Below are 18,770 nucleotides of genomic sequence, written 5' to 3' on the forward strand. Positions count from 1 at the left end.
ATAAAATTTATGACTAAAAAATGGTGTGCTTTCTACCAACAAAGGAGGGGATCGCATTGGTTAGCGAAGAGGCATATTATCTAGACCATAATTTCACAAATGGGACTCCAATTTCTCTTTGTCCTATTCAAATAGAAGGAAATATTCAAAAACACGCTCATGATTTTTACGAAATATCTTATATCAAGGAAGGTAACGGCACACTAAAATTTTCTACACAAACGTTGCCCGTCTCCAAGGGAGATATTATTTTTATCCCTTATGGAAAAGAACATCTCTTTGTTCAGAGTAATACAACAGATCATACACCGCTTGAGGTTATGAACTGTCTTTTTGACAAGCAAATACTAACATTGCCCGGAGAGCCTGCTGATAGCCAAATTCAAGAGGATTTCTATCGTTTGGCCCTTCTTTTTCGGGAATGTACTGACTATATTCAAGTTCGTGAAAATGCAAAAGAATTTGCTAAAATTATGTACACTATTGAAATGGAGCAAAAATGTAAATCCACCGGATTTAGATATAAACTTTATTTATACTTAATCGATTTATTAGAACATATCAGCCACGCCATGCAACAAATAGCTCATGTTTCCAAGCCAATCATAACCGATCCCATTCAATATGCGATTGATGATATAACCAGAAATTATAAAAATCCGTTGTCTGTTGACCAAATTTGCAAGCAATTCTTAATTAGCTCACGGCAATTTCAACGCAAATTTAAACAAGCCAGCGGCATGACCTACACCAAAATGCTGCAGGATATTCGTATTCACGAGAGTTGTAGCTTACTATTAGATACTCATTGGAGCGTTCAAACGATCGCACTTGAAGTCGGTATTCATGATATGAAATATTTCTATCGAATCTTCAAGGAACGATGTGGATTAACCCCTCATGAATTTCGCTTTCATGCCTGTTCGAATATTCAGTAATGCGTAGATCTTACGGGCGTCTAAAAGCTCCCTTTTTCGCATGTTCATGTACATTTCCTAACAAAAAGAGTTCTAAAGTTTTTTACTTTAGAACTCTTTTTGTTAGGAGTATTTATTTGGTAATCGTAATTTGTTTGGATGCTGCATTATAGTTTACCTGATAACCCGAAAGCTCACTGATGACTCGTAATGGAACCAGCGTGTAGCCGTTAACAATAACTGGAGCAGTGATGCTCGTCGAATAATTCCGGGAGTTGTTTAACTCATATACAGCAAGTGTGGAATTCTTGACTTGAAGTACTATTTGTTTGCCGTCTGTAGGACGATTCAGAATGATCTTTTTGGTGCCTTTTTCATAATTTACATCGTAACCCACCCGTTCACTGATAAATCGTAACGGGACCATCGTTACGCCATTTATGATTTTCGGCGCCTGAGCTATCGTTGTAGCCCGACCATCCACATAAGCTGTTTTAGCTCCTGGTGTTAGGGTGAACGACGTTGAATAGGAAGCAACCGCACTGTTCGTGTAATTCGTCGTAGTACCGGAAGTGGTGGTAGTAGAGCTTGTCCCGGACGATGAACTGCCGGTGCCTAATGCTCTATTGCGAATAGCCTCCAATCGATCCAGCAGATCGCTTTTACGTGTACCGGTTGGCAGATCACTAATCGCATCTCTGGCAGAACGCCAGTCGGACGCATTTAGACTGTTCTCCGCAATCCGCATTAAATCTCTCGCTTTCTCATAGTTCGATGAACTAGAGGACGAAGAGTAGTAACCATCCGAATTCGTGCGTTCGGATATCTTTACACCACTAGATTCCCTACCACTACTATTTACGGTTATGACCTTAATCTCATACCAGCGTCCCTCTCGTAAATCCGTAATTTTATAGGATTCTGAGCTTGTGGTTCCCTTATAATCGCCATCAACATATATTTTCACCTTCTCTGCTCTGCTCGGCATGTCATAGGTGATTTTGATCCAGGTGTCGCTTTTGCTATCGACTTCAAGATTGGACACTTCTGACGAATTGGAGGACGTACTGTCCGTTGTGGCAGTCAGTTTCACACCGGAAGACAACGCACCTGTGCTTCGCTTGGATTTTATCGTGAATGTGTATGTCTGGCTTGCCGATAGATTGTTAAATGTATAGGATGATCCTGTTGAATCCGTTACCAGCTGGCCATCCTTATACAGGCTGACTGTACTAATTCCACTAGGTCTTGTCCAGGAAACAGTAACGCTATAGTTATTAACTGATGTCACTGAAGCACCTGTCACTTCGGGCACAATATCGGTAGAGACTGAAGACGTTGTAACGGGAATACTAACTCCCTGAGATATGTTTCCGGATTTATCTATCGTTTTGACCGTTACATTGTAGGCTGTAGCAGCATTCAAGACATTAAACGTGTAAGACGTGCCTGTGGTTCTCTGAATCTCAGTACCATTTAAATAAATAATCGCTTGGCTTAAGTCAGCATCCTTAGGCAATATGTAATTGATGGTAAATCCATTATATCCTATATTCGTCGCGGTCAGCCCGCTTACTTCTCCTGGGGGTGTCTTATCTACAGGACCATCAACGGAAGCCGTTTTAGCCTGTATTGTCGTACCTAGAGATTCGTCTCCACTCTTGTTCACCGTTTTTACGCGAAAGGTATATGTCGTATTCGGCTGTAAACCGCTCATCATATACGAGTTGCTTCGAATGTTATCCACATATACATCATTAGTGACATTAACCACTTTTACGTGGTCAAAATTGATGTCCGACGGATTGATCCAAGACAAATTTACTTTTGTTGTTTCTGTAGGAACCGCAGTAAGACTGCTTACATCTGCTGGCGCAATATTCGAAGTAACCAGCTGGCTCGACATTACTTTTATCATTTGGTTAAGAGTGGTCTTCTGACCAGTTAACGAAGTCAATTTCGCGCCAGAAGTGAACGGCATTTGGCGCCCTTGAACGGTTGCTAATTTGGTATGTGATTGTGCACTATTCAAACCTGTCAGATTTGAGTTATGCCTTTCAGTCGGCAACGCGCTAGCCACTGCATCGGGTCCCAAAATGCCATATCCCGTATTCAAAATCAGTGTAGCCGTTGCGAACGGAGCCATCCATTGACGCAAACGTTTTTTATTCATGTTTTATGCTCTCCTTGATACCAGTATGGATATTTTATTTGTCAAAACGAATAAGTAAACGCACAAACCCTTCTGCTGCAATCCAGCTTTTAAAATATATACCATAACGTACAGACGTTCATTTAACTGTTATCGGAATTTCCATACCAAATGTTTAGACCTCATTTTTTTCTTACGTTAATCTAAACAACCCGGACGTTGTGACCCGAGTATCAAAGTAAATATTAAGAGTTAGCTGTAAATTTTCGATATATCGTAACTTTCTACCGTTTAATAACATTGCATTATAGGATATATTAAATTTTAAGTAACAGAAAAAGGAGGTCTATTATGTTCAAAAATGCTTTTAAAACGTTTGGTGCCATTGGTAATATTGAAGCGATTTCTTATTTGCTGCTTGTATGTATTGCCATGCCACTTAAATACGCAGCTGGAATGCCGCAAATGGTAAGCTGGGTGGGAATGATCCATGGGGTACTGTTTGTGGCTTATGTGGTTGCCACGTTAGTCATGTTGATATTGCGTAAAATTACGCTGCTGCAAGGGCTTGCAGCCTTGATTGCCTCGCTGTTGCCGTTCGGCCCCTTCATTTTCGATCGTAAGGTGCTTAAGAAAGCCGCAGCCCGCACCAATCATGCCAGCCCGATCAAAGCTACATAAACCTATACCAGGCCTAGGTCAACGCAGCCATGCGGTGTTCTCTTTACCACTTATATAGCAGAATATAAAAAAACAACCGATGGCTGTAAACCACTCGGTTGTTTTTTTATTCATGAATAATAATTATTAGTTCCTGGCATTTTCCAAAAATTCATAATAGCCATCATTTGACGGATCATCCTGGTTATTACGTTTGAGATATCCTGCTACAGCTAGATATGCAAAAAATCCGAACATAGCAGCAGAAACAACTATATATACTTTAAAACCGAAAATCATTGAAAAGATGATCATAAAAATACCGATTGTAAGGGAGACGCCTAACTTTGACATTCTTTCATCCCTTTCTGTTATATTTATGTAATCACAACTAATCTCTCGGGTAATTTACACTCATGATATCCATAAAAGGAACCTTATCCGTTTCTCCATTACTCTCTACATGAACCTTGCCTGTTCTCGGGTCCATTTTAACGATTTGTCCGCGGGTTGCTTCTTCGCGTCCCCATACAGTCAATACAACTTCGGATTGCTCTTGTTGTGCTTCTACAAGCTGATTACCGATTTCCTCAAGTACAAATTCATCCCGAGTAGGCCGTTTGGGTACCTTCGCTTTTGCCACTTGCATCACTCTTCCTTTCGCGCAAAATCAAATTCATTCCATTTTACCATACTTTTCATCATTTGGTGCTGGTAATGTGAGTAAAATTACATCCCAGGATGCACCAAAAAGCCGAGTTCTCAAAAATGAAAACATCGACTCTCTAAAGTCGCTTGTTGGAGCTCATTAGGGGCGCTTGAAAACTGACCAGCTAAGTCATTTGACCAATTGTGGAATGTAATCCACGATGTTATAAATAGGAGCACTGCTCTGTTGCGTAACGGCCAAAATTAATGCACCTTCGAGCATTGAAATGATCAGTACCGCCAGGCTGTGTGCCTTTTCCTCATCCAAGCCCGATTCCTGAAGACGCTCCATATAAATGTGCTGCCAATCTGTAAACGTATTCACACAAGCATGACGTAGCGATTCGCTGATACAGGAAGTTTCCGCAGCAGCCCAGAAGCCAATCGGCATGAAGCTGTCAAAGCCGAGACGGTCTGCCTCCTCAGCTGTATGACGAATAAAATCCTGAATGGCTACTACAGGATTTTCGTTTCCGCTCAGTGCCTGTTTTAATTTTTGCTTAATAAACTCATTCCCTCTTCTTATGCACTCCAAAGCCAACTCTTCTTTACCATGTGGAAAATAATAATAAAGTGATCCCTTCGGCGATCCACTCTCCGCAAGAATCTGATTCAGTCCGGTCGCATGATACCCCTGGTGAAAAAAGAGTCTCGACGCCGTTTGTACGATATTCTCATATGATTCGGGTTTAGCAGCCATATACAGCATCCTTCATTATATAATATTTGAAACTTTTACTTTGACAAAAAAATAATAGCATGTTTATTATATATAGACCGATCGTTATAATTCAATACCCATTAATTTATTGGAGGAACAAAAACAACATGAGTACAATGAGTCAAACAAGTTCACCCTCTGAACCCAAGACGTTCAAGGTGCTACCTATTATGATTGCCCTGCTCCTTAGTGGCTTTATTGGAATGTTCAGTGAAACGGCACTTAACATTGCGTTGAATGATTTGATGCAGATTTTGCATATTACAACAGCAACAGCCCAATGGCTGACTACCGCTTATCTGCTGACACTTGGTATTTTGGTGCCTGTATCGGGATTGCTGCTTCAAACCTTTACTACAAGACAGCTGTTTGTAGCATCGTTGCTGTTCTCAATAGCTGGTTGTCTCGTTGCGGCGCTTGCCCCTACCTTTTCAGTGTTATTGATCGCACGCATTTTGCAGGCCATTGGTACAGCACTGTTATTGCCGTTAATGTTTAACACCATCTTAATTATCTTCCCTGCTGAAAAAAGAGGCGCGGCTATGGGAATTATCGGATTGGTTATTATGTTTGCACCTGCGGTAGGGCCTACTATTGCAGGGCTGGTGCTACAAAATTTATCTTGGCACTGGATCTTCTGGATCTCTCTTCCGTTCCTGGTACTCTCGCTGATCTGCGGTATTTTGTTTATGCAGAACGTCTCAGAACCGACCAAGCCCAAGATTGATCTTTTATCTATTATCCTATCTTCCATTGGTTTCGGCGGTGTCGTGTTTGGTTTCAGTAAATCCGGAGAAGGTGGCGAAGGCTGGACCAGCTTGGTTGTTTTGCTTCCTGTGATTGTCGGTGTGGTATCGTTGATTTTGTTCTCTGTACGACAGTTGAAAATGAAGGCACCTATGCTGAATTTGCGTGTATTTAAATATCCAATGTTTGTGATCGGCGTTATCATGGTGTTCTTATGTATGATGACGATCCTTTCTACGATGCTGATTCTTCCACTGTTCTTGCAAAAAGGGCTGGCCTTGTCCGCTTTAACAGCAGGTTTGGTGCTTCTGCCCGGTGGGATTATCAACGGTCTCTTGTCGCCTATTATGGGCTCCTTATTCGATAAATTTGGTCCCAAATGGCTTGTGATTCCAGGACTTGTAATCGTGGCTGCTGTGTTGTTTTTCCTGTCAGGCATTACAACGACATCCACGCTCGTACTCATTATTGTGCTGCATAGCTGCTTGATGATCGGCATTTCTATGATTATGATGCCAGCCCAAACTAACGGTCTAAACCAGCTCCCTATGGATCTATACCCAGACGGAACGGCTATTATGAGTACGCTCCAGCAAGTCGCTGGTGCAATCGGTACTGCCGTAGCGGTAAGTATTCTCTCCAAAGGCATGGACAGCTATTTGAGCCAATCCAGCATGCCTCAATCCGTAAATGAAATGGCTAATGCCATGGTAATCGGATCTCAGAATTCATTTTTCTTTGCAATGGTCATCAGCGTGATCGGTCTGATCCTTGCGTTTTTCATTCGCAGAGTTCATGTTGAACATGGCACTGCTAAAGCACCCATGCACTAATTAACCATTATTTTTATTCCAAATATAATACCTGAATAAATTTAAAGGCTGCTAACCATCTCATTTATGGTTAAGCAGCCTTTTTTTACGAATCTAGATTGGTATTCATATAATTACATATTTACAAATCCTCCTCATTTGGTTACGATATGACTCACGGAGTAAAACGTAAAAATTACGATTACTATTAAGGAGGACTCCCTGTTGTTTAAACGTTCATATTTCAAACTATGTATCCCTGCGGTAATGGCGGTGATGATGACAGCCTGTGCTTCATCTCCATCCACTACATCCACATCCTCTACGGCACCACAAGATAAGAGTGTCACCTTATTGTTCAACGTGCAAAGCCCTTCTATTGATCCTCATACAGATATTAATTACACAGCCGTTCGTGCTGGAGTAAATGAAACACTGATCAAAGTGAATAAGGATCTCAAGCTGGAAGCTTGGCTTGCAGAGAAATGGGATAGTAAGGACGGGCGACACTGGACCTTTAGCATCCGACCAGGCGTGAAATTCCATAGCGGTAAAGCCGTAGATGCCGCAGCTGTCAAAGCCTCTCTGGAGAGAGCGCTAAAGCTCAATCCATCGGTCAAAAATGCACTACATATCCGTGATATTCATGCAGAAGGGCAGACCTTGAGCATTACGACGGACAAGCCCTTCCCGGAATTTGTATCTGAGCTGGTTCATCCGAATACCGCAATTATGGACACCACAGCCACAGGTGACTTCCCATCGGGAACGGGGCCGTTCCAGGTTGCCAGTTTCCGTGCCGGAAGTGAACTGAATCTGGAGCGCAACGAGCACTATTGGAACGGTGAAGTAAAGCTGAAACATGCCAAGTTCATGTTTAACGAAGACGCCAATGCACGTCAGCTTGCATTTCAAGCTAAAACAGCCGATATTGTGTACCGTCCGCCCATTGAAAGTCTGGAGCTCTTGAAAGCTGATTCTACCGTTAAAGTTGACTCTCTCCCCAGCCTGCGGACGCACCAAGTTATTTACAATATGAACAATCATGATCTGAAAAAGACAGCTGTGCGCAAAGCATTCGATCATCTGATCAACCGGGATGAGATTGCGAGCGGTATCATGTCTGGTCAGGGAACCCCTGCGCAAGGTCCGTTCTTGCCGGATTTTCCTTTTTCACCGGAATATATTACGAAAAAGTTTGATTTGAATGCGGCGCGAGAAGGCTTCAAAGAGGCTGGATATACAGTGCAGAACGGAAAAGTTACGAATCCTGACGGGTCCTCCCTTCATCTTACATTGTTAACCTACCAGTCGAGAGCAGAGCTTCCACTCATTTCGCAGCTGATTCAGGCTAACGCTAAGGAGCTTGGCATTACGATTGATATCCGTCAGGTTGATAATATTGATGAATATCTGGCCGCTCATCAGGATTGGGATTTGGCGACTTACAGTAACATTACAGCCCCGCGCGGCGATGCAAGCTATTTCCTGAATGCGGCCTATATGCCGGAGGGAGCATTGAATTACGGTCGTGTGCATATACCAGAACTCGAGCGTATGATTACACAACTGAACACAACTGTGAATGAGGAGCAGCGCAACAAGCTGGCGCTGAAGGCTGTCACGCTGATTGACCAAGAAAATCTGCAATCCTTTCTAGTTCATCCAAACAACGTAGTGGCCTATCGTAATTACGTACATAACTGGGTAACCAGCCAAAGTGAATACTATCTGCTGACCCAGGACTTGGATGTGAACTAGCATGTTTCAATCCATTGCCAAAAAGTTTCTGACGTTTATGTTGTTTTTTCTTATTCTTTCCTTTGTGAGCTTCTGTCTGCTTAAGCTTGTTCCGGGCGATCCCGTTCGGAGCATTCTTCGAGTAGATGATATAGCTGTATCCAATCAGCAAATTGCAGATATGCGTAGCCAATTGGGGCTGGATCAGCCATTGCCTGTGCAATATGGTAAGTGGCTGGTTCAGTTGCTCCAGTTGGATTTTGGACAATCTTATTTAACCCATCGTCCAGTCTTGACAGAGTTTATAGAAAAGCTGCCTTATACACTCCTCCTGACTGGAGGCTCCCTGTTCATTATGCTGCTGATAGCTCTCCCGTTGGGCACATTGTCTGCGCTGTACCGTAACCGCTGGATTGACAATGCCAGTCGTGTGTTTGCCTTAATTGGCTCCTCGATTCCCAGCTTTTGGTTAGGTCTTTTGTTTATCGAATGGTTTGCGGTTAAATTGCGTATTTTGCCGTCTATGGGAGACGGAACTATTTTCCACTTAGTCCTCCCTTCTCTTACCCTCGGATTGGCAATGGCGGCTGTTTATGTACGAATGATTCGCGCAAGTCTGATTGAAAGCTCGGGGCAGGATTTTATCAAAGCAGCGCAAGCGCGTGGAATCAGTCCGGTTCGCATTTTTTTCAGACACATGTTCCGTCACAGCTTAGTTCCACTTATTACGGTGTTCAGCGAGAGCATTGGCAGCCTATTGGGAGGTACGGTGGTGATCGAAGTGCTATTCGCCTATCCGGGGCTTGGCAAATGGATTGTGGATGCAATTGCCGCGAGAGACTACCCCATTATACAGGGCTATACAATTTTTATGGCCATATTCATTATATGTCTCAATATCTTGGTAGAGCTGTCCTACCGTTGGGTCAATCCTGAAATTGCTTTGAAGGAGAAACGTTTATCATGATAAAATCCGTACATGCGGAAAACAGGCAGTTCACCAGGGCACGATTGTCCAAAGCATGGATCGGATCACTTTCCATCCTGTTTATTCTTACAGCCATTACAGTCATACCCTTCTTAGCTCCGCAAGATCCGTATCATATCCAAATGGGAAGTCGACTTCAACCGATCAGCGCAATGCACTGGCTAGGAACCGATCATTTGGGTAGAGATGTGCTGTCGAGAGTCATAGCAGGACTACGGACGACAGTCGGAACCAGTTTGTTGATTTTGATCGTTTCACTGGTTTTCGGGGTTCCCCTCGGTCTGCTGTCAGGATTTATTGGAGGCTGGGTGGATCGTGTATTTCAACGTGTAGTCGATGCCTTCATGACTTTGCCTGATTATATTTTTGCCATTGTGCTAAGCGGCCTGCTTGGACCAGGCTTAGGGAATCTTATATTTGCGGTGTCTGCAGTAAAATGGGTTGGTTATGCCCGCTTGGTGCGCAGTACCGTTCTGGCTGAAAAGCAAAAGGATTACATTTCGCTATCGATACTTGCGGGTACCTCCTCCCTGCGAATTGTCATGCGGCATATTCTGCCCCATGCCATTGGGAATGTACTGGTACTGACTACGCTGGATATCGGCAAAATCATCTTAATGATCGCCTCTCTATCTTTTTTGGGCTTAGGTCCTCAGCCGCCCATTCCCGAATGGGGAACGATGTTGAATGAAGGGCGTGCATATTTTCAAATGGCACCCCATTTAATGCTTGGTCCCGGCATAGCTGTCGTACTCACCGTGCTACTGGCGAACGTGTTTGGAGACAAGCTACGCGACCGATATGATGTTAGAACCCGGTCAGAGGAGTGAACTATACATGCTGACTATTGAAGGCTTAACGATTCGGACAAAAGCAAAAACGATTGTAGAACAACTGGAACTTGCCATTCATCCGGGAGAATGGTGTGCTCTGGCAGGCGAAAGCGGCAGCGGTAAAAGCATGACTGCGTTCGCTATTGGCGGTCTGCTCCCCGCTTCTGTTAGCGCTGAAGGAATCATCATGTGGAATGATGAGAATTTGCTTGCCCTACCTGTTAAACAAAGACGTTCCTTGCTTGGCAGTGAAATATCTTACATTTTTCAAGATTATCACGGGGCTTTTACACCTTTTTTACGTGTAGGCAGCCAACTTGACGAGCTGATGTGTGCTCACGGCAAGCAAGACCGTAAAGCGCGTAAACAGCGTTGTATCGAGGTGCTTGAGCACGTACAGCTTCCCGCCGAACGTGTGTACCGCAGCTATCCATTCGAGCTCAGCGGCGGTCAATTGCAGCGAGCGGCTATTGCAGCTGCACTGCTTCTAAAACCAAAGTTGCTTATTGCCGACGAGCCCACAACTGCGCTGGATACGCTCACTGCACACCGAGTACTCCAGCTCATTGATCAAATCCGGATGGAAACGGGAATTTCCGTCTTGTGGATTACTCACGATCTACGGCATGTACGGAAGTATGCGGATCGAATTGCAGTAATGCGTACAGGTGTTTTGGTTGAAGCTGGCCAAACGCAAGCGGTGCTAGACCATCCAGTCCATCCCTATACGCGTCGCTTGCTGGCGGCTATTCCGCCGCTGTCTCCAGGCGCTCCTTCGCGTTTGCCATGCAATAGCACTGATGAACAGCTTGCACCGGAAAGGAGCACAGTACATGAATAATCAAGCCGCCTGCGCTCAGTGGCAAGACAGCCCTAATTCTGTTGTTACCGTCTCCGGTTTGACGAAGGCTTACACTGGGGGCAAAACTGTGCTGCACGATGTTACTCTGTCGGTCTTGCCCAGAGAATGTCTGGGTGTTGTCGGAGAAAGCGGCAGTGGGAAAAGCACACTCGCTCGCTGTATTTTAACATTGGACCCGTTTGATCAAGGTGAGCTTAGATTGGGCGGACAGTCCATTCGAGGATTAAAGCGAAGTGAATTAAAACGGATTCGCAGCAGACTGGGGGCGGTATTTCAACATCCATCCGCAGCTTTGAACCCCAGAGTAACCATTCTGCAATCACTGCTGGAGCCATTGGATCAGCTCAAGTGCTATGTTCCTTCCTTTATGGCGGGTATGCCCTCCGGACGTCGGAATATAGCAGAACAACTGTTAGGTATGGTAAAGCTTCCGGCCAGCTATCTGGATAAGTTCCCACATCAGCTCAGTGGTGGGGAAAAGCAGCGTGTAACCATTGCACGTGCCATTAGCACAGAACCGGATTTTATCGTATTGGACGAGCCGACTGCAAGTTTGGATGTGACCACACAAGCCACGGTTTTGAATCTGCTTAAGGATTTGCAGGATGAGTTTGGACTGGCTTATCTGTTTATCTCGCATGATCTGGCGGCTGTGCACTTTATGAGTGATCGAATCATGGTTATGAAAGATGGCCGTGTGCTTGAGCATTTTTCCAAGGAATCATTATTTCATTCGGATCGGCATCCCTATACACAATCGTTACTGGAGGTTTTTTCAACATGCTGCCTTCCCACCGAGCCTATCTTGCTTTAGCAATCCCTTTAATTATTTCGACGATTACAACCCCGCTACTCGGTGCGGTGGATACAGCAGTAATCGGTCATTTAAGCCACTCTGCCTATTTAGGCGGCGTGGCAGTCGGTACTCTTATTTTCAATACTTTATATTGGCTGTTTGGCTTTCTGCGAGTCAGTACGTCAGCTTTCACAGCACAAGCCGCAGGGGCACAAAATAACGATCAAGGCATAGCTGCTCTCATGCGCCCACTTGCCATAGCTCTACTCATTAGTGCAGTATTTATTGTATTGCAAAAGCCCATTTTGCTAGCTTCTCTCCAGCTCATCCATCCAGCTCAGGATGTGGCAGAGCAAGCAGCAATTTATTTTAACATCCGTATTTGGGGAGCACCCCTTACATTAGTGAACTATGTGCTGCTCGGATGGCTGATGGGATTGTCCCGCGTGAAAGCTACACTATTTTTACAAATATCCATGAATGTGATTAATATGCTATTAGCTATTGTATTTACACAGGTCATGCATTGGAATGTCGCTGGGGTCGCAAGCGCTACTCTGATTGCAGAAGCTCTTGCATGTGTATTGGGTCTTGTACTGGTGTTCCGTTCACCGATTTGGAGAGAATGGAAGCGCAGCGGACAGAGGAATTGGCGAGAATGGTTCGGTGCCTCAGGGTTAAAAAGTGTCATGGCGACGAACCTTGATCTCATGATTCGTACTGCCTGCCTGTTGACGATGTTTAATCTGTTTACGGCGCGCAGTGCGAGCTTTGGAACCGATCAGTTGGCGGCAAATGCTATTTTGTTGCAGATCCATTACATTATGGCTTACTTTTTTGACGGGTTCGCCAACGCCAGTAGCATCATGACGGGACAGGCTCGTGGTGCCGGAGATCGTAAAATGCTGCAGAGAGTTATTCATTTATCCTGGTTCTGGACACTGGTTACCAGTGTAGTGACAGGAGGATTGTATCTTGCACTGAAAGAGCCGCTGATCTCGCTATTTACAGGGAATACTACAGTGATTAGCCTGACAGCTCCTTACAATGGGTGGCTGGTGGTCTTTCCCCTAGCAGCCGGGCTGGGACTGGTATTCTACGGTGTGTTTACAGGGATGACGGTAACGTATCCGATCCGTAATTCGATGCTGATTTCACTGGTCTGCTTTTTGATTGCTCTCTTCTGGTGCGTTCCTCATTATGGGAATCATGGACTTTGGTTATCCTTTATCATCTTTGCCCTGGGACGGTCACTGTTTCTGGTGGTTTACTTACCTCGGTTGAAGAGAATTTAGTAGCCCCTGCTTTACATGACTCTCAAAAACAAAGGATGTCTCCTCCACCATATATGTGGTGTGGGGACATCCTTTTATTATTTATTCATACGGCTTTCAGGTTAGGCGTTTGCCAATCCTTCTACTCGCCTTGTGGTACGGTCAAGCTCAGACCATCCGCTACACGACGCCCGTATTCAGGATCAGCTTTATAGAAATGACCGATCTGACGCAGTTTGATTTCATCACTTTCTACAGGCTTCATGGCATTTACAATGTTTCGGACCAGACGTGAGCGCTCCTCTTCACTCAGCAAGCGGTACAGGTCCCCTGGTTGTGTGTAGTGATCGTGATGATCGTAGGCTACACTTTGTGCCTCGCCAGACACTTCAAAAGGAGCAATTTTGTGAGCTGATGATTCTTTCGGTCCGCCGAGACTATTCGGCTCGTAATAGACAGATCCCCCGCCATTACCGTCACTGCGCAATGCACCATCGCGTTGATAGTTGTGTACTTCCGCATGCGACCGGTTGATTGGCAACGCATTATGGTTTGCACCTACACGGTAGCGATGTGCGTCACCATAGGCAAACAGGCGTCCTTGCAGCATCTTATCCGGGGAAGCCTCAATACCAGGAACAAATGAACCCGGCGAGAATGTCGCCTGCTCTACCTCAGCAAAGTAGTTCTCAGGATTGCGATTCAGCACCATGCGCCCTACCTCGATCAGCGGGTAATCCTTTTGAGACCATACTTTGGTCACATCAAATGGATCAAAACGGTACGTATCCGCATCTTCTATGGGCATAATCTGCACATAAAGTTTCCATGCCGGGAAATCGCCCTTTTTAATCGCATTAAATAAATCTTGTATATGATAATCAGGATTTTCACCGGCAATTTTCGCAGCTAAATCCACATCGAGATTTTGTATGCCTTGTTCTGTTTTAAAATGATATTTCACCCATACGGCCTGTCCCTCGGCGTTCACCCACTTGAACGTGTGGCTGCCAAAACCATGCATATGTCTAAGTGTAGCGGGAATACCGCGATCAGACATGAGAATACTTACCTGATGCAGCGATTCAGGAGACAAGGACCAGAAATCCCAGACCGCATTCGGATTTTTCAAATGCGTTTGGGGGTGGCGTTTTTGCGTATGAATAAAGTCAGGAAATTTAATGGCATCCCGAATAAAAAAGACAGGTGTATTATTGCCCACGAGATCATAGTTTCCTTCTTCTGTATAAAACTTTACCGCAAATCCACGTGGATCGCGTACAGTATCGGACGAGCCTAGCTCACCTGCCACAGTAGAAAAACGGATAAACATCGGTGTACGCTTACCCACTTCGGACAAAAAGCTTGCTTTTGTATATGAAGACAAATCATTAGTGACTTCAAAATATCCGTGTGCCCCCGCACCTTTGGCATGAACAACCCGTTCCGGCACACGCTCCCGGTTAAAATGCGCCAATTTTTCCAGCAGATGCACATCCTGAATTAGTACAGGCCCCCGTGAGCCTGCTGTAATCGAATTCTGATTATCTCCAACAGGAGCGCCCCAGCTTGTAGTCAGGTTCGTTGGTTGGTTACTCATAATTGAAATCACCTCTTGATTGAATTGGTTGACCTTGTGCCTTTCACTATAAATTGTGCACAAACAAAAATCAATACTTTTTTATAATAATTATAATTTAGGATTTAGAATTAGTTTAAAATCACAAATAAAAAAGCAAGCCCCTTAAGGCTTGCCGTAATATAGTGCTGTATTTATTTACAATAAAGTGACTTCAATTTCTATATTCTGAAATGATCGCATTGATCACTTCTTTAGGTTTTGCTATAGAGACTTTCAGACAATATTCATATATAATTCATCATAAAATCATAATAAGAGCTGCTTTCTATCGAGAAAATCCAAAATATCCTGTACCGACTGCTTTACCTCCCGGCCTTCCGTAGATACGATTAAATCAGGTTCCAGCGGTACTTCATATGGAGCATCAATCCCTGTAAAATGTTGGATTTCTCCAGCTCTTGCTTTCTTGTACATGCCTTTTGGATCACGACGCTCGCATTCCTCTAGACTGCATCGGATATAAATCTCGTAACAGCCCTCCTGCTGTAAAATGTCCTTTACCATTTCACGATCCTCACGATAAGGCGAAATGGTGGCGCAAATCGTTAGAACACCCGCATGGGCCATTAGCTTGGACACTTCGGCTATACGACGAATATTTTCTTTGCGGTCAGCGGGCAGGAAACCCAAATTGCGATTCAAACCATGCCGAACATTATCCCCATCCAAAATAAATGTACGTATACCTCTTGCATATAACGCTTTTTCGAGTGTGGAGGATACCGTTGACTTTCCCGAGCCAGACAGCCCCGTAAACCAAAGCACCGGACTCTTATGTCCGTTCAGAAGCTGTCGAGCTTGCTTATCCACTTCTGATACATGCCAGGTAATGTTGGAAGATGGGTTCATTCAGCACTCTCCTATTTCATCAGTATTAATGTTTAATCTGTCTCTAACATCAGGATAGAGCATTTTTAAAACTGTTTAAAGTACGCTGCTCTGCTTTGTGGTCCAATACCGCAAAGACAACCCGTTTAAACAGGAATCCATATCCTTCAGTTACAAGTACTTGTTTAAACCAACTGGCTACCTCCTCCGGCTTATTGCGGAATACTCCACAACCATAAGCACCAAGCACAAGATGTTCTACACCGTTTTGCATGGCCATTCCCAAAATGTAACGAATGCGCTCCAACATAACTTCTCCAATCCGATTGACCTGCTCTGGCTCCCGTTCATGCACGACTCCAGCATTCACAGCAGGCGCGGTCAGGAAATCGACTAGATACGGCTCTTCCAGCAATGTTCCCTGATCATCCCGAAATACAGGAACTTGAGGAGAATAAATCATATAATCTGAATAAAAACAGCTCCGCAGCTTCCGATTATGTTGGTACATTTCCTCCATTTGTGAAATACAAGGATATAGCGCTGACGAACGAGCCAAGCTTTCCTCTTGAGCCTGACTGCCTCCAAGGAATCCGCCCCCGGGGTTTTTGGCTGATGCAAAATTCAAACAAGCTACGTGTTCCCGCTTCTCCTCGACCTGGAGTCTATGTGCGGCCTGCAACGTACTTTCTCCCGTTACTTCCATCTTTTTAATGATCGCCTGTTCGACTACATCGGAAGAAGCTCCTAATATACTTTTTATTCTTTGCTCTGCATCTTGCTTTATCGCTACCAGTTGAGAAGGTCTATATAGCTTCGAGCCTGTGACCGCATTCCCTACCTCTTTTGCTATATTTACTTGTACCTGTTTGGTATTTGTATAATGCCCATTCTCTAAAATGGATAATGTTTCATGCGCCATATGTGACCTGGCATCCCGCTTACTTCGGGAATTCATTGTGTTTTTCATGGTGACTAATCCTCCTTTTGCAATAGATCTTCACGTAAATTCGTCAATATTTCCCCCAGCCAGTTCGTACCCCGCCATAGCTTCCGGTGCTGTATACGAGCATCATTTTCAGCTAAACCTACACCCCAAATGGTATCCGTAGGACTAGCCTCAACCAGAGTAGTTCCCTTCGTTTTAAGCAGGTGCTTGAGCAAATTCGTATTTTGGGTGAACTTGGCATAATTTCCGTCATACACAAATTGCTGGCAATTTGCTTCCCATAAGGATTGGTCAAATCCGCGCACACTGCGACCACGGGCTTTTTGCTCCCTTGGGGTAGGGGCTTGCATAATTTTCAGAGCTGCCTCTTCATCTCCGAAAAGCTGCGCTTTTTTTAGCATCATATATTGCTCAGCACAGTTAAACTCCAATCCATCTACGACAAATTCACAAGGGTACCATTGCGAAAATGGTGAATGACTGCGATAAAAAAATGTAAACTTCTCCATGACTAATCCTCATTTCTTCTTCCTTTTATGCTATATAAAACGTGACCGTGGCTTAAATCGGTATAGCTTGGACGGACGATGTCCGGCCGCCTTCCTGTATTCATTGGTTTCTTCCACGAGATCTGCTATTTTACGACGAAAAGCCGCGGCTAACAGCCCTTTACCTAAAATAATTTCATACACCTGTTGGAGTTCACTCAGTGTAAACAGAGCTGGCATCAGGTGAAACGCAATATCTGTGTATTCAATTTTGCTGCGTAGACGCTCAATACCGTACGCAATAATTTTGGCATGATCAAAAGCAATTCCCTGTGACTCCAGCACTTCTCGCTTGATTTCTATGGTTTTCCCTTTAAGAATTTCAGTTACTTTCACTTTGGCTGTTAAAAGGATGTCCGCATGCTTCAATGTAATGTCAATGTTTTGCTCCCACGTATAACCTTCCGGTTGATTCGTCCGCGTCTCCTGAGCCACACTGTAATCCAGCTCAAACCATTGAGCATCTGCGGCATCATCTCCTGCCTGTACCTCCAAGGATTCATGGTCTACTAACGCCATGTAAGCGCAGCTGATCACCCGCATACGCGGATCACGTGCTACATCTCCCCAAGTGTACAGCTGCTCCATATAAATCTGATCCACATTGGTTTCAGTTTTAAGCTCACGGCGTGCAGCCTCTTCCAGGCTTTCATTCATGCCTACAAAACCGCCGGGCAACGCCCATTGCCCTATAAAAGGATGCTCTCCTCTTTGGATCAAGAGGAGCTGAAGTGTTTTCTCCGGTAGCTTACGGTAATTCTGCTGGAGCTGATCCATTACAGTAAATAGCAGCATATCTACCGTTACGGATGGACGCTCATATTGATTAGCATCATAAAGGGCCAAAAATTGCTCCTCCGTCAAGCCACTGTCGTTGTATTTCGATCTATCTGTCACTTGTGTCACCTACCTGCTCATATTTGGGACATCATCGCTTTTCCTTCAAAAGCAACGAATGCTCTATGTAAATTTTAATTTAAATCATTTGATAAAAACAAAATGTTAATATCAATACATTAATATATAATTAGCACTTCGTCAATAGGGTGTATAGACCTATTTTTGGTCATGTGATAGTACTATTAGACTGTTTACTGAATTTTACTTGTTGCTTATTGTCATATCATGTATGATGTTTTGGACAATATAGGAAACACAACATACTAAACACGTAAGGAGAAGATCCAATTGTCTAACCCGTCTAACCCGTTTAATCCGCAATACAATCAACAAGGAGCACCGTCCAGACCTGCCCCTGTTTACCCGCCACCTGTTTCATTCAAGGAGTGGATGATCAGCTTACTCCTGATGGCAATACCAGTAGTTGGAATTGTTATGCTGTTTGTGTGGGCTTTTAGCGGCTCGACAAATCCGAGCAAAGCGAACTACGCTAAAGCAGGCCTGCTATGGGCCGCTATTGTAATTGTTATCTATATCATTATGGCTGTTGCTCTATTGCCTGCGATCATAAGCTCATTAAATTCCAGCAGCTATTATTGATTTCTAGTACATAGCAAAATAACCTTCTGATGAATCCAATTGAATCATCAGAAGGTCTTTAAACTAAAACTGTCGACCCTGTCGGCAGTTTTT

19 protein-coding genes are annotated in these 18,770 nt (G+C 44.2%); 10 read left to right on the plus strand and 9 right to left on the minus strand.

The annotated features are described in order from the left end of the window. Positions 1-56 precede the first annotated feature (56 nt). Entirely contained in the window at positions 57-938 is an 882-nt protein-coding gene (locus ACUC6J_RS12710; RefSeq protein WP_016820811.1) for a helix-turn-helix domain-containing protein, read from the plus strand. Positions 939-1,050: 112 nt separating this feature from the next. Here ACUC6J_RS12710 and ACUC6J_RS12715 read toward each other — a convergent pair whose 3' ends face one another. Next, positions 1,051-3,090, minus strand: a complete 2,040-nt coding sequence (locus tag ACUC6J_RS12715) for a fibronectin type III domain-containing protein (protein ID WP_447248936.1) — start codon at positions 3,088-3,090, stop codon at positions 1,051-1,053. A 330-nt stretch (positions 3,091-3,420) separates the two neighbouring features. On the opposite strand from ACUC6J_RS12715, the gene ACUC6J_RS12720 reads away from it, so the two are divergent. Continuing rightward, positions 3,421-3,750, plus strand: a complete 330-nt coding sequence (locus tag ACUC6J_RS12720) for a DUF3817 domain-containing protein (protein ID WP_016820809.1) — start codon at positions 3,421-3,423, stop codon at positions 3,748-3,750. A 126-nt stretch (positions 3,751-3,876) separates the two neighbouring features. Here the strand turns inward: ACUC6J_RS12720 and ACUC6J_RS12725 are convergent, their stop codons facing one another. From ACUC6J_RS12725 to ACUC6J_RS12735, 3 genes are all read right to left on the minus strand, one after another. After that, positions 3,877-4,083 (minus strand): hypothetical protein, encoded by a 207-nt coding sequence (locus tag ACUC6J_RS12725; protein WP_107733557.1) that lies wholly within the window; start codon positions 4,081-4,083, stop codon positions 3,877-3,879. A 37-nt stretch (positions 4,084-4,120) separates the two neighbouring features. Beyond that, positions 4,121-4,372, minus strand: a complete 252-nt coding sequence (locus ACUC6J_RS12730; RefSeq protein ID WP_025364962.1) for a YolD-like family protein — start codon at positions 4,370-4,372, stop codon at positions 4,121-4,123. Between the two features lie 195 nt (positions 4,373-4,567). Further along, positions 4,568-5,137 carry a TetR/AcrR family transcriptional regulator gene (locus ACUC6J_RS12735; RefSeq protein WP_025364963.1) on the minus strand — a complete coding sequence of 190 codons (570 nt, stop codon included), beginning with the start codon at positions 5,135-5,137 and terminating at the stop codon, positions 4,568-4,570. A gap of 137 nt (positions 5,138-5,274) precedes the next feature. On the opposite strand from ACUC6J_RS12735, the gene ACUC6J_RS12740 reads away from it, so the two are divergent. The 7 genes from ACUC6J_RS12740 to ACUC6J_RS12770 all read left to right on the plus strand — a co-directional run bounded on the left by ACUC6J_RS12740 (position 5,275) and on the right by ACUC6J_RS12770 (position 13,231). Beyond that, a complete protein-coding gene (locus tag ACUC6J_RS12740) occupies positions 5,275-6,738 on the plus strand; it encodes a DHA2 family efflux MFS transporter permease subunit (protein ID WP_173426155.1) in 1,464 nt (487 codons plus the stop codon). Between the two features lie 204 nt (positions 6,739-6,942). Continuing rightward, positions 6,943-8,478 (plus strand): nickel ABC transporter substrate-binding protein, encoded by a 1,536-nt coding sequence (nikA, locus tag ACUC6J_RS12745; protein WP_447248937.1) that lies wholly within the window; start codon positions 6,943-6,945, stop codon positions 8,476-8,478. A gap of 1 nt (position 8,479) precedes the next feature. Continuing rightward, positions 8,480-9,424 (plus strand): nickel ABC transporter permease, encoded by a 945-nt coding sequence (gene nikB / locus ACUC6J_RS12750; protein WP_447248938.1) that lies wholly within the window; start codon positions 8,480-8,482, stop codon positions 9,422-9,424. Continuing rightward, positions 9,421-10,275, plus strand: a complete 855-nt coding sequence (gene nikC / locus ACUC6J_RS12755; RefSeq protein WP_447248939.1) for a nickel transporter permease — start codon at positions 9,421-9,423, stop codon at positions 10,273-10,275. The genes nikB and nikC overlap by 4 nt, the downstream gene beginning before the upstream one ends. Before the next feature lie 7 nt (positions 10,276-10,282). Next, positions 10,283-11,119 (plus strand): ATP-binding cassette domain-containing protein, encoded by an 837-nt coding sequence (locus ACUC6J_RS12760; protein WP_447248940.1) that lies wholly within the window; start codon positions 10,283-10,285, stop codon positions 11,117-11,119. Beyond that, the gene (locus ACUC6J_RS12765; RefSeq protein ID WP_447248941.1) at positions 11,112-11,954 is read left to right on the plus strand and encodes an ABC transporter ATP-binding protein; all 843 of its coding nucleotides are present in this window, start codon (positions 11,112-11,114) and stop codon (positions 11,952-11,954) included. Before ACUC6J_RS12760 ends, ACUC6J_RS12765 begins: the two co-directional genes overlap by 8 nt. Continuing rightward, positions 11,921-13,231 carry an MATE family efflux transporter gene (locus tag ACUC6J_RS12770; protein ID WP_447248942.1) on the plus strand — a complete coding sequence of 437 codons (1,311 nt, stop codon included), beginning with the start codon at positions 11,921-11,923 and terminating at the stop codon, positions 13,229-13,231. The genes ACUC6J_RS12765 and ACUC6J_RS12770 overlap by 34 nt, the downstream gene beginning before the upstream one ends. A 121-nt stretch (positions 13,232-13,352) precedes the next feature. Here the strand turns inward: ACUC6J_RS12770 and katA are convergent, their stop codons facing one another. From katA to ACUC6J_RS12795, 5 genes are all read right to left on the minus strand, one after another. Further along, positions 13,353-14,810, minus strand: coding sequence for a catalase KatA (gene katA / locus ACUC6J_RS12775; RefSeq protein WP_447248943.1), 1,458 nt, complete (start codon positions 14,808-14,810; stop codon positions 13,353-13,355). A gap of 288 nt (positions 14,811-15,098) precedes the next feature. Next, positions 15,099-15,701 carry an adenylyl-sulfate kinase gene (cysC, locus tag ACUC6J_RS12780; protein ID WP_017427014.1) on the minus strand — a complete coding sequence of 201 codons (603 nt, stop codon included), beginning with the start codon at positions 15,699-15,701 and terminating at the stop codon, positions 15,099-15,101. A gap of 49 nt (positions 15,702-15,750) precedes the next feature. Beyond that, positions 15,751-16,650: a TIGR02452 family protein gene (locus ACUC6J_RS12785; RefSeq protein ID WP_340864840.1), complete on the minus strand. Its 900-nt coding sequence runs from the start codon at positions 16,648-16,650 to the stop codon at positions 15,751-15,753. Between the two features lie 5 nt (positions 16,651-16,655). Then, positions 16,656-17,138: an NADAR family protein gene (locus tag ACUC6J_RS12790; protein ID WP_447248944.1), complete on the minus strand. Its 483-nt coding sequence runs from the start codon at positions 17,136-17,138 to the stop codon at positions 16,656-16,658. A gap of 30 nt (positions 17,139-17,168) precedes the next feature. Then, positions 17,169-18,074 (minus strand): NUDIX hydrolase, encoded by a 906-nt coding sequence (locus ACUC6J_RS12795; protein WP_447248945.1) that lies wholly within the window; start codon positions 18,072-18,074, stop codon positions 17,169-17,171. Positions 18,075-18,365: 291 nt separating this feature from the next. On the opposite strand from ACUC6J_RS12795, the gene ACUC6J_RS12800 reads away from it, so the two are divergent. Then, positions 18,366-18,677 carry a hypothetical protein gene (locus ACUC6J_RS12800; protein ID WP_017427018.1) on the plus strand — a complete coding sequence of 104 codons (312 nt, stop codon included), beginning with the start codon at positions 18,366-18,368 and terminating at the stop codon, positions 18,675-18,677. The last annotated feature ends 93 nt before the right edge of the window (positions 18,678-18,770 follow it).

This window comes from Paenibacillus sp. JJ1683 (genome assembly GCF_053006485.1).

What these genes read in the sequence shown, in the direction of transcription:
- ACUC6J_RS12735 (WP_025364963.1), bottom strand. Translation starts at nt 5,137, where the DNA reads ATGGCTGCTAAACCCGAATCATATGAGAATATCGTACAAACGGCGTCG.
- ACUC6J_RS12715 (WP_447248936.1), bottom strand. Translation starts at nt 3,090, where the DNA reads ATGAATAAAAAACGTTTGCGTCAATGGATGGCTCCGTTCGCAACGGCT.
- ACUC6J_RS12790 (WP_447248944.1), bottom strand. Translation starts at nt 17,138, where the DNA reads ATGGAGAAGTTTACATTTTTTTATCGCAGTCATTCACCATTTTCGCAA.
- ACUC6J_RS12725 (WP_107733557.1), bottom strand. Translation starts at nt 4,083, where the DNA reads ATGTCAAAGTTAGGCGTCTCCCTTACAATCGGTATTTTTATGATCATC.
- ACUC6J_RS12760 (WP_447248940.1), top strand. Translation starts at nt 10,283, where the DNA reads ATGCTGACTATTGAAGGCTTAACGATTCGGACAAAAGCAAAAACGATT.
- ACUC6J_RS12720 (WP_016820809.1), top strand. Translation starts at nt 3,421, where the DNA reads ATGTTCAAAAATGCTTTTAAAACGTTTGGTGCCATTGGTAATATTGAA.
- ACUC6J_RS12765 (WP_447248941.1), top strand. Translation starts at nt 11,112, where the DNA reads ATGAATAATCAAGCCGCCTGCGCTCAGTGGCAAGACAGCCCTAATTCT.
- ACUC6J_RS12740 (WP_173426155.1), top strand. Translation starts at nt 5,275, where the DNA reads ATGAGTCAAACAAGTTCACCCTCTGAACCCAAGACGTTCAAGGTGCTA.
- ACUC6J_RS12785 (WP_340864840.1), bottom strand. Translation starts at nt 16,650, where the DNA reads ATGAAAAACACAATGAATTCCCGAAGTAAGCGGGATGCCAGGTCACAT.
- nikC (WP_447248939.1), top strand. Translation starts at nt 9,421, where the DNA reads ATGATAAAATCCGTACATGCGGAAAACAGGCAGTTCACCAGGGCACGA.
- ACUC6J_RS12770 (WP_447248942.1), top strand. Translation starts at nt 11,921, where the DNA reads ATGCTGCCTTCCCACCGAGCCTATCTTGCTTTAGCAATCCCTTTAATT.
- katA (WP_447248943.1), bottom strand. Translation starts at nt 14,810, where the DNA reads ATGAGTAACCAACCAACGAACCTGACTACAAGCTGGGGCGCTCCTGTT.
- nikB (WP_447248938.1), top strand. Translation starts at nt 8,480, where the DNA reads ATGTTTCAATCCATTGCCAAAAAGTTTCTGACGTTTATGTTGTTTTTT.
- cysC (WP_017427014.1), bottom strand. Translation starts at nt 15,701, where the DNA reads ATGAACCCATCTTCCAACATTACCTGGCATGTATCAGAAGTGGATAAG.